The sequence below is a fragment of the Chryseobacterium sp. genome, from assembly GCF_019236175.1.
Taxonomy (GTDB): Bacteria; Bacteroidota; Bacteroidia; order Flavobacteriales; family Weeksellaceae; genus Chryseobacterium.
On the sequence record NZ_JAFAJM010000009.1, the window covers coordinates 339,243 to 353,087 of the forward strand.

14 protein-coding genes are annotated in these 13,845 nt (G+C 37.4%); 9 read left to right on the top strand and 5 right to left on the bottom strand.

The window, feature by feature from the left end; all coding sequences use genetic code 11:
- Positions 1–7: 7 nt before the first annotated feature.
- Together JO178_RS09100 and JO178_RS09105 are read right to left on the bottom strand one after the other, a co-directional pair.
- Positions 8–1,081 carry an RluA family pseudouridine synthase gene (locus JO178_RS09100; protein ID WP_291934525.1) on the bottom strand — a complete coding sequence of 358 codons (1,074 nt, stop codon included), beginning with the start codon at positions 1,079–1,081 and terminating at the stop codon, positions 8–10.
- A gap of 76 nt (positions 1,082–1,157) precedes the next feature.
- Complete coding sequence (locus tag JO178_RS09105; protein WP_291934527.1) at positions 1,158–2,267, bottom strand: PASTA domain-containing protein; 1,110 nt, start codon at positions 2,265–2,267, stop codon at positions 1,158–1,160.
- 156 nt (positions 2,268–2,423) lie between these two features.
- Here JO178_RS09105 and JO178_RS09110 point away from each other — a divergent pair, with 156 nt between their 5' ends.
- The 3 genes from JO178_RS09110 (at position 2,424) to JO178_RS09120 (ending at position 4,818) form a co-directional block, all read left to right on the top strand.
- Complete coding sequence (locus JO178_RS09110; RefSeq protein ID WP_291934529.1) at positions 2,424–3,407, top strand: D-alanine--D-alanine ligase; 984 nt, start codon at positions 2,424–2,426, stop codon at positions 3,405–3,407.
- 94 nt (positions 3,408–3,501) lie between these two features.
- Positions 3,502–3,960: a pantetheine-phosphate adenylyltransferase gene (gene coaD, locus JO178_RS09115; RefSeq protein ID WP_291934532.1), complete on the top strand. Its 459-nt coding sequence runs from the start codon at positions 3,502–3,504 to the stop codon at positions 3,958–3,960.
- Positions 3,961–4,185: 225 nt separating this feature from the next.
- Complete coding sequence (locus JO178_RS09120; RefSeq protein WP_291934534.1) at positions 4,186–4,818, top strand: trimeric intracellular cation channel family protein; 633 nt, start codon at positions 4,186–4,188, stop codon at positions 4,816–4,818.
- A gap of 70 nt (positions 4,819–4,888) precedes the next feature.
- Here JO178_RS09120 and JO178_RS09125 read toward each other — a convergent pair whose 3' ends face one another.
- A complete protein-coding gene (locus JO178_RS09125; protein ID WP_291934538.1) occupies positions 4,889–5,458 on the bottom strand; it encodes a DUF2892 domain-containing protein in 570 nt (189 codons plus the stop codon).
- 75 nt (positions 5,459–5,533) lie between these two features.
- Entirely contained in the window at positions 5,534–6,028 is a 495-nt protein-coding gene (locus tag JO178_RS09130) for a dihydrofolate reductase (protein WP_291934540.1), read from the bottom strand.
- A 75-nt stretch (positions 6,029–6,103) separates the two neighbouring features.
- On the opposite strand from JO178_RS09130, the gene JO178_RS09135 reads away from it, so the two are divergent.
- From JO178_RS09135 to JO178_RS09155, 5 genes are all read left to right on the top strand, one after another.
- Complete coding sequence (locus JO178_RS09135) at positions 6,104–6,709, top strand: LemA family protein (protein ID WP_291934542.1); 606 nt, start codon at positions 6,104–6,106, stop codon at positions 6,707–6,709.
- Complete coding sequence (locus tag JO178_RS09140; protein WP_291934613.1) at positions 6,706–7,137, top strand: TPM domain-containing protein; 432 nt, start codon at positions 6,706–6,708, stop codon at positions 7,135–7,137. Before JO178_RS09135 ends, JO178_RS09140 begins: the two co-directional genes overlap by 4 nt.
- The gene (locus JO178_RS09145; RefSeq protein WP_291934545.1) at positions 7,118–7,927 is read left to right on the top strand and encodes a TPM domain-containing protein; all 810 of its coding nucleotides are present in this window, start codon (positions 7,118–7,120) and stop codon (positions 7,925–7,927) included. The genes JO178_RS09140 and JO178_RS09145 overlap by 20 nt, the downstream gene beginning before the upstream one ends.
- Positions 7,928–8,123: 196 nt before the next feature.
- A complete protein-coding gene (locus JO178_RS09150) occupies positions 8,124–8,645 on the top strand; it encodes an NAD(P)H-dependent oxidoreductase (protein WP_291934548.1) in 522 nt (173 codons plus the stop codon).
- Between the two features lie 3 nt (positions 8,646–8,648).
- Complete coding sequence (locus tag JO178_RS09155; RefSeq protein ID WP_291934551.1) at positions 8,649–10,532, top strand: monovalent cation:proton antiporter-2 (CPA2) family protein; 1,884 nt, start codon at positions 8,649–8,651, stop codon at positions 10,530–10,532.
- A 1-nt stretch (position 10,533) separates the two neighbouring features.
- Here JO178_RS09155 and JO178_RS09160 read toward each other — a convergent pair whose 3' ends face one another.
- Entirely contained in the window at positions 10,534–11,349 is an 816-nt protein-coding gene (locus JO178_RS09160) for a DUF2807 domain-containing protein (protein WP_291934553.1), read from the bottom strand.
- A 236-nt stretch (positions 11,350–11,585) separates the two neighbouring features.
- Here JO178_RS09160 and JO178_RS09165 point away from each other — a divergent pair, with 236 nt between their 5' ends.
- Positions 11,586–13,727: a M3 family metallopeptidase gene (locus JO178_RS09165; RefSeq protein WP_291934556.1), complete on the top strand. Its 2,142-nt coding sequence runs from the start codon at positions 11,586–11,588 to the stop codon at positions 13,725–13,727.
- Positions 13,728–13,845: the final 118 nt, after the last annotated feature.

Consider the following 13,845-nt stretch of genomic DNA (forward strand, 5'->3'; position numbering starts at 1 on the left):
TATATTTTTAGTTTTCCAAATAAATTCTCCATTTTTTTACGGCATCCGCCATATCTTTGGGCATTGGGCTCTCAAAATATAATTCCTTCTTTGTTGTTGGGTGTATAAAACCTAGGGTATGTGCATGAAGTGCATGTCTTGGCAAAATTTCGAATACATTTTTAATGAATTGTTTATATTTTGGAAGGTTTACCCCTCTTAAAGGCGTATGTCCTTCATATCTTTCATCATTAAATAAAGTATGACCAATATGTCTGAAGTGCGCTCTGATCTGATGCGTTCTTCCCGTCTCAAGTTTACACTCTATCCAGGTCATATATTTAAACCTTTCCAGAACTTTATAATGCGTTACAGCGTGTTTTCCCTGGCTTCCGTCCTCATATACCGACATCTGCATTCTGTTTTTAGGATGCCTTCCGATATGCCCTCTGATGGTTCCCTCATCATCCTGCATATTTCCCCATACAAATGCCCAATAAAGTCTTTTGGTCGTTCTGTTAAAAAATTGCTTTGCTAAAAAGCTTAAAGCATATTCGTTTTTAGCAATCACCAATAATCCGGAAGTATCTTTATCGATCCTGTGAACAAGCCCTACCCTGTCAAGGTCAGATTTTTCACCATTTTTTTCGAAGTGAAATGCTAACGCATTCACAAGAGTACCATCCCAGTTTCCGAATCCCGGATGTACAACCATACCTGCTTCTTTATCTACAACTACCAGATCATCATCTTCATAAATGATATTAACAGGGATATCCTGCGGAATAATTACATTTTCCCTTGGCGGATGAGTAAGCAATACTGAAATCTGATCTCCTGGTTTTACTCTGTAGTTTTGTTTTACCGCAGTTCCATTCACAATAACATTTCCTGCTCTGCAGGTTTGTGAAATTTTATTCCTTGAAGAATTCTGTCTGTAAATCAACAGAAACTTATCAATTCTGAGAGGTTCCTGTTTATGATCAACGGTGATATTAAGATGCTCATATAATCCTTTATTCTCTTCATCAATATCAATGTTGTCAATACTGTTGGAATCTAATAATTCTTCATCTAAAAAATCTTCGTTATCTTCTGACATTGTTTTATATTTTTTACGCAAAAGGCTTCAACATTTTGCAGTTGAAGCCTGTATTTTGTTACTAATAGTTCTACCGTTACTCTACTACTACTTTTTTAGCTTTTGGCTTTTGAGCAGGTTGTTGTCCTGCCGGTGTTGTTGTAGCTGATTTTGCAGGAGTTCCTGCGGTATGATTGCTGCTGTTACCAGCAGGAGTTTTAGATTTTTCCATACCGGATGTTGAAGCAGCCGGTTTGGGAGTTGTTGTCTGAGCTTTAGGGGCTTCAGCTTTTACAGGTTCCGCTTTGGGAGTTTCTTTCTTAGGAACGGGAACAGGTACCACCGGTGGCGCGTAGCTTGGTTCCGAATGCACTTCTTCATATCGTACCGGTGGCAGAGAAGTGTCTACTTTCATTCTGTAAATAGAATTAAGCTGTTCTACCTTTGCTCTCAGCTCTGCCGGAGTTCTTTTACTTGCCCATAGATCAATCTGCATTCCCTGATCACGAACATCCCCTGAAGCCGGATCCTGATAATAAATAATATCAGATTCATCCTTACCTCCGTCTTCATGTTCTACCAGCCCTACTTCAAACATACTTTTGGTAATTACGGCTCTCGCTTCTTTTACCGAAAGGCCTACTACATTAGGGATACTGATATTTCTCATAGGTCCTGTACCTACGACTACATCAATGACAGAAAATCTAGGTAAACGGGTTCCCGGATTGACGGCATTTCCTTTATATAATATTCTTAAAAGGGCATCTTTCTGAATACTAGGCTCATAAATGGTATCTCCGATTTTAAGTCCCACCTGATCTAGTCGTTGGAATGCCAGTCCGGAATATTTATTAATAACATCAGGTACAGCAATCTGAGCCCATGTTCTAGGATTAACTTTTAATCGCACTGTTCTTCCGTCCTTTACACGGGAACCCGGCGCAGGATAGATCTGAAGAACCTGAAAAGGTCTGAACTTAGGATCATAATTAGCACTATCTACTTCATACTCAAGACCTGTGTCATCTAATATTTTAATTGCATCGTGCACAGATTTATTAACTACATTGGGAACAGGTATTTCCTGGCCATGATTTGTGTGGTATTCCAACCAACGGAATGTAAGCCACACCAATCCCACGAAAACGCCGATGGCTACTACCAGATTCAGTAAAACTTTCCAATTGAAAAGTGATTTAAGCATACTTAAAAATACTTTAATTATAACGGCAAATATAGCTAATAATTTTAGAATGCGCTTTTTATTTAACACATTTCATTTTTGATCTTAAAATTTACGGATTTCCCCTATTGCATGACATAAAATGTTTAAATTTGCCTTAATTGATACTATATGGTTATGAACAAAAAAAGCGTTGCCGTAGTAATGGGAGGCTATTCTGATGAATATGTTGTTTCTTTAAAAAGCGGGCAGTTGATTTATGATTCTTTAGACAGAAATCTGTATGATGTATATAAGGTTGTCATCCTTAAAAACGAATGGTATTTTTTAGGTGAAAATGATAAAAAATATGAAATCAACAGAGGAGATTTTTCTGTCACTCTAGATAACGGTGAAACATTAAAATTCGATGTCTGCTTCAATATTATCCATGGTACCCCTGGTGAAAATGGTATTCTTCAGGCTTATTGGGATGCTATCGGCCAACGATACACAGGTTGCGATTTTTATCAGAGCGCCCTTACTTTCAACAAAAAAGATACGCTTGCCGTATTGTCTAAATATGGTATACCTTCCGCTAAAAGCGTTTATTTAAGAAAAGGAGAAAACATCAACGTTGATAAAATAATAGATGAGCTGGGTCTTCCGGTTTTCGTAAAGCCTAATCAATCCGGATCTTCTTTAGGAATTTCTAAAGTAAAAGAGAAATCTGAACTGATAGCGGCTACAGAAATAGCCTTTAAAGAGGATAATGAAATTCTTATTGAGAGTTTCCTTAACGGAATGGAAGTCTCCGTAGGAGTTATTGATTTCAAAGGTGAAACCATTGTATTAGGAATTACAGAAATTGTTCCTACCAATGAATTCTTCGACTATGAAGCCAAATATGAAGGGGCTTCTGAAGAAATTACACCGGCAAGAATTGATGAAGAGACGACAAAAAGAGTAGAAGAAATTGCTAAAAGAGCCTATGATTCATTAGGGATGAGTGGTTTTTCAAGAAGTGAGTATATCTTAATGGACGGAATTCCTTACATGCTTGAAATGAATACCAATCCGGGATTCTCTCCTGCAAGTATCCTTCCGCAACAGGCCAGACATTATGGGATCTCCATCATGGATCTCTGTGGGAACGAAGTTGAAAAAGCGTTTAATAAATAATCAGAAGTTAGAAATTACAGATTAAACGTTAGAGATATATACTCTTACAGCTTATAACAGATAATTCACTATCCAAAATCATAACTCGTACAACATGAAAATTGCTGTTTTCCCAGGGTCTTTTGACCCGATTACACTAGGACATTATGATATTATAGAAAGAGCGGCACCGCTGTTCGACAAATTAATTATTGCCATCGGACAAAACTCTCAGAAGAAATATATGTTTCCTCTGGAAAAGAGGATGGAATTCATTCAAAACTCTGTGGCAGAGTTTCCCAATGTAGAAGTAGACTCATTCGAAGGATTAACGGTAGATTACTGTTTTGAAAAAAATGCCCAATACATTATCCGCGGATTGAGAAATCCGGCCGATTTTGAATTCGAAAAAGCGATTGCCCACACCAACAGAACTTTAGCTCACAAAAAGCTGGAAACCGTATTTTTACTGACTTCATCAGGAAAATCATTCATCAGCAGCAGTATCGTAAGGGAAATCATTACCCATGGCGGAGAATATGAGCTGATGGTTCCGGACTCAGTGAGAGTATAAAGATCACTATACAATGAGTAATAAATAATTGAAAAAACTGATGAGACCCAACTTTGGCTTGAAAAATTATTAAAAATTAGAATATTTAAGTCCGAAAAAAATTTTACATTTAAAAAAAATGTGAAAACCTATAAAAGTTATGACTGCAAATCAATTTAGGTTATCTCAAATTTAAATGGCATAATTTTTATTACTGATTGCTCATTATTTATTACTCATAATCGTATGCACGAACAGTTCAATTTTGCAATAGAAGTACTTGGTACTATTGCCTTTTCCATGTCAGGAAGCTTTGCAGCCATGCAGAAGCGGCTTGATCCGTTTGGAGTACTTATTATTGCCTTTGTGACTTCTGTTGGCGGAGGAACTGTAAGAGATTTGCTGCTGGACATTCCCGTATTCTGGATGCATGATCTTCTGATGTGTGCACTGATTCTTGTCACCAGTATTTTTTCAATGGTTTTCAAATCACTGGAAAAAAATTTCAAGGTAACTTTATTTATCTTCGACAGTTTCGGATTGGGACTATTTACCATCATTGGAATTCAAAAAGGATTAAATGCAGGCATCCATCCTATGATATGTATTGCATTGGGTACTATTACCGGCTGCTTTGGAGGTATTATCAGGGATATCTTGCTGAACAGAATTCCCCTGATTTTCAGAAAAGAGATTTATGCTACGGCATGTATTCTCGGAGGAGCTGCATTTTTACTGATGACCAAATACACTCCGTTATCCTATACTTTTATCCAGATCTTTACGATTTTACTGATCGTTGCTATCCGGACTTTTGCTGTAAAATACCATTGGCAAATGCCTAAGTTTTATGGCTATGATCATAACTCGGAAATGTAAATTCAGTACGATACCAACATAAAAAAAGCACCTATCGGATAGGTGCTTTTTTATTCTTATTCTGTTTTTGTTAGAGGAATTTTCCTCTTTGTCTCATATTCGGGTTGTGCATATGCTTTTGCATGGATGGCATCTTTAACTGATCTTTCATCATTTTGATCTGATCTGTCATCATACCTGCACTGTCCAGTCTCTTAGCTTCTTCCAGTAGTTTTTGTCCTTCCTGTTTTCTTCCTTTAGAAATTGCAGCAGCTGCAAGATTTAAAGTCGCCATTGCACGGTCATGTTTCATATTCAAACCATATTCCAGTGCCTTCTTCATGAAAGGTTCTACCTTCGCAGGATGATCCTGAGCTTGTGTTAATCCCAGCAAATAGTGAAAATATCCGTATTGGGATTGATGAAGCTGGGTCTTATAATCCGTAATTTTAGTCAGCCATTCTGCAGCTTTTTCCATATTCTGTTTTCTCAGTTGCCAGAATGCCAGCAGAATATATTCATTTTTAAAGAAAAGTACAATAGGGAATGCAGCCAAAAGAAAAACGACAACACCCCAACCGATATTTCTCGTAAAAAACATCATATAAACTCCTGTCAGGATAAGAACTGCCGCTATTGCAATTTTTATGTATTTATTCATTATTAAATTTTAGAAGTGCAAAGATAAATAAATTAGAGGTTAGAAGCTAGTAGTTGGAGGCTAGAATTCCTTCAACTATTCACTTTTGATTTTTTCAAAGGTCTGAAAACAGAAATTATAAGCATTTTTCTCATCTTTCTCATGACATACCTCGCTGGTCTTTTTCCAGATTTTACCATCAATTTTTGGAAAAAAAGTATCCGCCTGCAGATCTGCTTTCACCAAAGTGACCTCAAGTTTGTCCACAACAGCCATCGTTTGTTCATAAATAGTACCGCCACCGATTATAAAAACTTCTTCATCAATCTTTTTAGCAAACTTAATGGCTTCTTTGATGCTTCCCACGATAAGAATCCCTTCTTCAAACCAGTCTGCTTTTCCTGAAACAACAATATTCGTACGGTTAGGAAGAGGCTTTCCAATACTTTCATACGTCTTTCTTCCCATAATCACGGGATGCCCTGACGTAATCTCTTTAAAATGTTTTAAATCTTTGGGAAGATGCCAAAGCAACTGGTTTTCAAAACCAATTTCATTCTTCTCTCCCATTGCTACCACTATTGTTGTCATTCAAATATAATTTTCTGCAAAATTAGCACATAATTTGTATATTTGATTAGCACAAAAAATTTAAAAAAATAAACTATGAAAAATAAAGGATGTCTGGGCGCCGGAACTCTTGGTATTGCCCTCCTTATTATTGTTGCTGTTCTGTTCTTCTGGGGAAAAAGCGGCTATAACAATTTTGTTACAAAAGAGCAGACTGTGAATACCAAATGGTCTAATGTAGAAACCGTATACCAGAAAAGAGCCAACCTTATTCCTAACCTGGAAAACACTGTAAAATCGTATTCAAAATTTGAACAGGAAACTTTAACGCAGGTCGTTGAAGCACGTTCTAAAGCAACTTCAATTAACATTGACCCTACGAATATGACGGAAGCCGATATTGCTAAATTTCAGGCCGCACAGGGAGAATTATCCGGTGCACTAAGCAGATTGATGGCTGTAGTGGAGTCTTATCCTAATTTAAAAGCAGACCAGCAGTATATTAACTTCCAGAGAGAATATACAGCTATTGAGAACAGCATCAGAACAGAAACTGTTTACTATAACGAGGCTGCTCAGGATTACAACACCTCTATCAAAACTTTCCCGAATAATATTCTGGCGAATTTTACCAACTTTAAAGAAAAACCATATTTCAAAGCTGACGCAGGGGCTCAAAAAGCACCTGAAGTATTCAAATAATGGGTAATTTCCTTACAAATCAACAGATCACTTCTCTTGTAGAGGCGATACAGTCGGCAGAAGAACATTCTACAGGCGAAATCAGAGTGCATATTGATTCCAATACAGAAGATCAACATGCCAAAACCGCTTTCGAAGTCTTCAAAGAACTCGGTATGGATAAAACCACCGACAGGAATGCTGTGCTTTTTCACGTTAATTTTGAGCAAAAATATCTGACAATCATCGGAGATGTCGGAATTCATGAAAAAGTATCTCAGGCCTTTTGGGATCATCTGCATGACTATATCACCTCTGAATTTGCCAAAGGAAATTATCATAAAGCCCTGAAAAGTGCAATCCTTGAAACCGGCCTTGAACTGAAAAAATATTTTCCTGTAGAAGGAGAAAACCCAAACCAACTTCCAAATGAAATTACGTTCTCTTAAAATAGTATTTTCATTTCTATTTATCTGCTTTTACACTTTTGTATCAGCACAATATACTATTCCCGAAAAGCCGGCGGTCCTGTATCCTGTTTTTGACGAGGCCAATCTTCTTTCTCAACAGGAAAAAGATCAGCTTAACAATAAACTGATCAAATTTGCAGATTCCACCTCAACAGAAATAGAGGTTGTCATCATTAAATCCACCAAAGGAGAAGATGTCAACTTTCTGGCAACCATGTTTGGAGAAAAATGGAAAATCGGAAAAAAAGGGGTCGACAACGGGATTGTTTTTCTTATTGCAACAGAAGACAGAACCATGTCTATCCAACAGGGAAGAGCGGTAGAACAATACTTAACCGCATCTGTAGCCGGACAGATTCTGGATTATATCGTTACTCCCAATTTCCGAAAAGGACTCTGGTATGAAGGAATTAATGGCGGAACTTCTGCCATTATGGAAGCAGTTCAGGGAAAATTCAAACCTGTAGCCACTACAGCACCTTCCGGCAATGGAAGTGCATTGAAAGTGCTGATTATTGCTTTTGTCATTTTCATTATCATTGCTATTCTTTTTGGTAATAAAGGAGGCGGGCCCGGCGGAGGAAACAACGATGATGATGACGTAATTATCACAAGAAGAGGACGCAGAAACTATCCCGGCGGATTTTTCCCATTCCCCGGCAGCTTCGGAGGCGGAGGTTTTGGTGGCGGAAGTTCCGGTGGTGGCGGATTCGGTGGCTTCGGCGGTGGCGGAAGTTTCGGTGGCGGAGGTGCTTCCGGAGGATGGTAATTTCTTAAAAAATCAACAATACACACTATAAATCAGGTCATATGACCTGATTTTTTATTTAAAATCTTAAAATACTACCATTTTTTTGACTTTTATTAACATTAAAATCACATTTACATGTTAATAAATTAATAAAAATCAACAAATACTACCTATTATTCAATTTTTTTTCACTATATTTACTGAAAACAGGATTATGAAGAAGACGCTGGTAGTATTTGCCCACCCTTATCTGGAGCACTCCAATTCGAATGTAGAGCTCATCAATTTCTACGTTCGCCACCAGCATTATACCTTACGAGATCTTTATGAAGAATACCCTGATTTTCATATTGCCGCTTTCAGAGAAAGAAAACGACTTGTCAATTATGACCGGTTTATTTTTCAGTTTCCCCTGATCTGGTTCGGAATGCCTCCCTTATTACGACTATGGATTGATGAAGTCTTTGACCGCGACTGGCTTCAGCCCGGAAAAGACAATCCTTTGGAAAATAAAGAAATTTATATTCTCGTAACCACTGGCGGAAAAGAAAGATCTTTCAGCAAAACAGGAACCTACCAATATACGATTGATGAACTGATCAGCGGGCTTATTGTTTCTTTAAAAGTCTTCAAAGCCGATATCAGACACATTAAGATTGTTTATGAAGCTAATAAACTTTCCAAAAAAGAAATCATTTTACATAAAAAAGAATTTACAGAACTTCTCAACCGATAATGTATGGAATCTAGTTTAGCGATGAACACATTAATTTTTCTGGGTGTAGCTATTATTATGGTTCCACTGGCAAGAAAACTGGGATTGAGCTCTGTGATCGGTTATATTCTGGGAGGAATTATCATTGGACCATATGTTCTGAAACTAACAGGGCATAATGTGGATGATATCATGCATGCCAGTGAATTTGGGGTCATTATGCTTTTGTTTCTGGTAGGTCTGGAACTCGAACCCCGGAAGTTCTGGGAAATGCGTAAGAAAATAATGGGACTCGGGGCCGTTCAAATGCTCCTTACCATCAGTCTTCTTTTTTTGGTATTCACAAGCGTAGGATGGAGGGTGGATACCGCAATATCGGTAGCAATGTGCTTTGCTCTGTCTTCCACAGCAATTGTTCTCCAGACTTTACAGGAAAAAAATAACTTCAATACAACTGCGGGAGAAGTCTCGTTCTCTACCCTACTTTTCCAGGATATCTCAGTAATTCCTATTCTGGCTATACTCCCCATTATTGCCAACTATAAAACGAAACATCATGACAATGAAATTCAGGTTCTGATTCAGAAGCTTCCGGAATGGCTTCAGGCCGGAACGGTAATTATGGGAGTTGCTTTACTGATCCTATTAGGCAGATATGTATTTGTTCCTTTTTTACGATATGTATCCAAGGCCGGAATGACAGAGCTATTGACAGCCTCTTCCCTGTTTTTGGTTATCGGAGTTTCCGAGCTAATGGTTGTTATTGGTCTTTCTCCCGCGTTGGGCGCTTTTCTGGCCGGAGTAATGCTTGCCAACAGTGAATTTCGCCATGAGCTTGAAGCGCAGATTAACCCTTTCAAGGGACTTTTACTTGCGGTTTTTTTCGTAAGTGTAGGCTCCACTATTAATTTTAATATCATTCAGCAGGACCCTTTATTTATCTTCAGTACTGTGTTCACGGTACTGATCGTAAAGTTTGTTGTTTTATACATTATTGGAAAATTTTTCAAAATAGATACCCCTCAGAGTCTTTTCTATGCATTCGCTCTTTCTCAGGTAGGAGAATTTGCCTTTGTACTGATTAACTATGCTTCGGATCTTTACCTTTTAAATCCCAAGTTGAATGCACAATTGATGGCTGTAACTGCAATTACCATGTGTATCACTCCGGTTTTATTAATTCTGAATGACCGGTTTATTACTCCAAAATTTATTAAAGAGATTCCTGAAGAAGAACATGATTTTAATATTCTGGACAGTGATGTGGTTCAAAAAAAGATTATTATTGTAGGATTTGGGCATTTTGGCAGTACAGTAGGACGCCTTTTAAAAGCCAATAAAATATCAGCTACTGTTTTGGATAGAGATTCAGATCGGGTGAAACTGCTTCGGAGTTATGGATTTAAGGTATATTATGGGGATGCCACCCGAATTCCTATTTTAAGAGCAGCAGGTATTGAAGATGCTGAAATCCTGGTACTATGTCTTGATGATCCGGATGATAATATGTTTATTGCAGAACTTGTCCGCGAACATTATCCCGATGTGAAAATTTTTGTAAGAGCTAAAAACAGAATTGATGCCTATGAATACCTCAACAATGGTATTAACAATATCTACCGCGAAACGTTAGGAACTGCTGTGGACATGGCAGTAGATGTCCTTCACGAAACGGGAATGAGAAAATATGCTGCAAGACGTCTTGGCCAAAGGTTTATGGCCATTGATAAAGCCTCTATCCGAAGGCTTGCAAAAATAAAAGAAGAGGATGATATTGCCTTGTTTACCACAAAAGAAATCCTCCAGCGAGAGGAGGAATTATTAGCTTATGATAACCTTAACTTTGATCATAAAAATTGGGATTCTTCCTCATCCCATGAAGAAGATGAGGAAGAATCCCGTGATTGATTTATTGAATATCAACACTTCCGCCGCTACTTTCGTCTTTGCTGATGCTTGTAAGCGGTCCTTTTTTGGCAATATCCACACTTCCACCAGAGGAAGCACTTGCATTCACTGAAGTAACAGCACTGATCTGGATGCTTGCACCGCTGGATGCTTCAGCTTTCACATTATCCGCAATCACTTCTTTCGCTGAAATACTGCTGCCTGAAGATGAATTGATATCCGCATGCTTTGCTTTTCCGGATATATCAATACTTGATCCTGATGAAGATTCAATATCAAGATTCACAGCCCATATTTTTCCGCTGAAATTACCACTGCTTCCTGCATTAATCTCAAAATCATTGGCTTCAAGATCTCCTGAAACACTCGCTGCACTTGATATCTCAATATCTGTTTTTTCCTGAGTAAATTTATCTTTTACATGAATACTTGCTGCTGATCCTGCAATTAGTTTTGTAAAATCTTTTGCATAAATTTTTGCCGTTACTTTATTCAAATTCATAACTCTGATTCCCGGCTTATAATGAATGTGCAGTTTTCCACCTTCATTATCTACAAGAATTTCATTAATAATACTCTGAGGTGCCGAAATAATTACTTTTTCCACATCAGATTTAATAACTTCCGCTTCTATTGCTTGAGAGACCTGTATTTCATCAAAATCACCATTGAATTCTTTCTGCTGGATTGGCCCACTTTCTTTATTGATTACTTTCTCTACCCAACCGTTTTTTTCTCTGTTCTTTTTCTCATGTCTTTCGTTACATGAGGCTAATACCACTAAGGCTGAAAAAATAAAAAATGTCCTTGTTTTCATGTTTATTTATTTTTTAGATTATTATTTATATCTTATTCATTAATGACAACTAAATTAGGAAAAATATTACATTTCTCTAAAAAATACCAGGAAGCGGCCTCTTCTGCTTTTAAGAAATACGCTCTTATTCATTACAATCTTCTATTGTATTTAATCGGAAGTTCCATTTCTTATTTCATAAATACATCTCATGATACAAGTTTTTAATATCTTTATACTTTAATAACAACTATTTTATGAAGAATATTTCATCGGTATTATTAATTTCTGCTTTGGCGTTCAATCAATCTTGTACTACAATGAAAAAAACCGATATTCAACAGGAACTTCCTGCCCCTGATCCATCTTTATCTTCAAATCCTTTCATGAAGAAAAGTAAGCTTCAATATGAAGCTCCGGAATTTGACAAAATTAAAAATGAGCATTTTAAACCTGCTTTTGATTTCGGATTAAAACAACATGAAGCCGAAATTATCAAAATTGCCAACAATCCGGCAGCCCCTACTTTCGAGAATACAATCGTAGCCCTTGAAAAAAGCGGTGAAGTATTAAGAAGAGCACAAATTGTTTTTTCTAACTTAACAAGTGCAAATACCAATCCTACATTACAGGCATTGGATGAAGAATATGCTCCTATTTTTGCAGCACATTCCGATAAAATGTATCTGAATGAAAACCTGTATAACAGAATAAAGTCTATTAAAGAAGACGGACTTGATCCTGAAAGCAAAAGACTGGTACAGTTTTATAAACAAAATTTTGAAATTGCAGGAGCTAATCTTTCTGCAGCTGACAAAGAAAAATTAAAGCAGATTAACCAGGAACTGGCTTCACTTTCTACTCAATATTCCAATAAATTACTGGAAGCGAGAAAACAAGGCGGGGTATTTTTTTCTGATGCTAAAGAACTGGACGGACTTTCTGCCGATGAAATCGCTGCTGCTGCTGCCGATGCTAAAACAGCCGGACAACCCGGAAAATATCTTCTGGCTTTACAAAATACAACACAACAGCCTCTTTTACAAAATTTAAAAAACAGAGCCACAAGAGAAAAATTATTCAAAGCTTCGTGGTCGAGAGCAGAAAAAGGAGATGCTAATGATACCCGGGAAACTATTGAAAAACTGGCTAAACTGAGACTTAAAAAAGCACAAATCCTGGGTAAAAAGAATTTTGCAGAATGGAAGCTTCAGGATCAGATGGCAAAAACTCCGGAAGCAGCAACTAAACTCATGAATCAGATTGCTACTCCTGCAGTAGAAACAGCCGCAAGGGAAGCAAAAGATATTCAGGATCTTATTGATCAGCAAAAAGGTGGGTTCAAGGTAGAACCATGGGACTGGAACTTCTATGCTGAACAGGTCAGAAAAGCTAAATTCGATCTTGATGAAAGTGAAATAAAGCCATATTTTGAAATTACAACAGTCCTTGAAAAAGGAGTATTCTTCGCTGCTGAAAAATTCTACGGACTTACTTTCAAAAAAAGAACAGATCTTCCGGTTTACCATCCTGATGTTGTTACTTATGAAGTTTTTGATCATGATGGAAAATCTATCGCTATTTATTATCTGGACTTTTACACAAGAGATTCTAAAAACGGAGGAGCCTGGATGAGCAACTTCGTTGAACAATCATATTTAATGGGCACAAAACCAGTTATTGTAAACTGCTACAATTATCAGAAGCCTGCTCCGGGAAAACCTTCATTAATCAGCTTTGATGATGTTTCTACGATCTTCCATGAATTTGGTCACTCTATCCACGGAATGTTTGCCAGCCAGAAATATCCATCTCTGTCAGGAACAAATGTTCCGAGAGACTTTGTAGAATTTCCTTCACAAATTAATGAGCATTGGGCTTTAGATCCTATTGTTCTGAAGAATTATGCGGTGCATTATCAAACCAAACAGCCTATTCCTCAAACCCTGGTAGAAAAAATCAAAAAAGCGTCGACTTTCAATCAGGGATATATGACTACCGAACTGGTTTCTGCTGCTGAATTGGATATGGACTGGCATACAGTAAACAACGAAAATCAGTTTATTCCTGTTCTGGATTTTGAAAAGCAATCTTTAGCCAGTCATGGGTTTAACCTGGCAACAGTACCTCCAAGATACCACACGCCTTATTTTGCTCATATCTGGGGCGGCGGATATTCAGCAGGGTATTATGCCTACTTATGGTCAGAAACACTGGATAATGATGCATGGGAATGGATCAGTAAAAACGGAGGACTTACCCAAGAAAATGGTGACCGTTTCAGAAAATATATTCTGTCTGTAGGAAATTCTGTAGACCTGAACCAGGCATTCAGAGATTTCACAGGACATGATCCGGATATCAAGCCATTGTTAAGAAACAGAGGTTTTATTAAATAATAGATACAGAAGCAGTCTTTACAGATTGCTTCTTTTATTTTCCGCCAGTACGATTATCAGAAGAGTAAAAAAGCAGATCTGTTTATCCTGATATTCCTTATTTTTGCAGCTTAGAATT

Coding starts and splice junctions, on each gene's coding strand:
- JO178_RS09100 (WP_291934525.1), bottom strand. CDS start 1,081: ATGTCAGAAGATAACGAAGATTTTTTAGATGAAGAATTATTAGATTCC.
- JO178_RS09105 (WP_291934527.1), bottom strand. CDS start 2,267: ATGCTTAAATCACTTTTCAATTGGAAAGTTTTACTGAATCTGGTAGTA.
- JO178_RS09110 (WP_291934529.1), top strand. CDS start 2,424: ATGAACAAAAAAAGCGTTGCCGTAGTAATGGGAGGCTATTCTGATGAA.
- coaD (WP_291934532.1), top strand. CDS start 3,502: ATGAAAATTGCTGTTTTCCCAGGGTCTTTTGACCCGATTACACTAGGA.
- JO178_RS09120 (WP_291934534.1), top strand. CDS start 4,186: ATGCACGAACAGTTCAATTTTGCAATAGAAGTACTTGGTACTATTGCC.
- JO178_RS09125 (WP_291934538.1), bottom strand. CDS start 5,458: ATGAATAAATACATAAAAATTGCAATAGCGGCAGTTCTTATCCTGACA.
- JO178_RS09130 (WP_291934540.1), bottom strand. CDS start 6,028: ATGACAACAATAGTGGTAGCAATGGGAGAGAAGAATGAAATTGGTTTT.
- JO178_RS09135 (WP_291934542.1), top strand. CDS start 6,104: ATGAAAAATAAAGGATGTCTGGGCGCCGGAACTCTTGGTATTGCCCTC.
- JO178_RS09145 (WP_291934545.1), top strand. CDS start 7,118: ATGAAATTACGTTCTCTTAAAATAGTATTTTCATTTCTATTTATCTGC.
- JO178_RS09150 (WP_291934548.1), top strand. CDS start 8,124: ATGAAGAAGACGCTGGTAGTATTTGCCCACCCTTATCTGGAGCACTCC.
- JO178_RS09155 (WP_291934551.1), top strand. CDS start 8,649: ATGGAATCTAGTTTAGCGATGAACACATTAATTTTTCTGGGTGTAGCT.
- JO178_RS09160 (WP_291934553.1), bottom strand. CDS start 11,349: ATGAAAACAAGGACATTTTTTATTTTTTCAGCCTTAGTGGTATTAGCC.
- JO178_RS09165 (WP_291934556.1), top strand. CDS start 11,586: ATGAAGAATATTTCATCGGTATTATTAATTTCTGCTTTGGCGTTCAAT.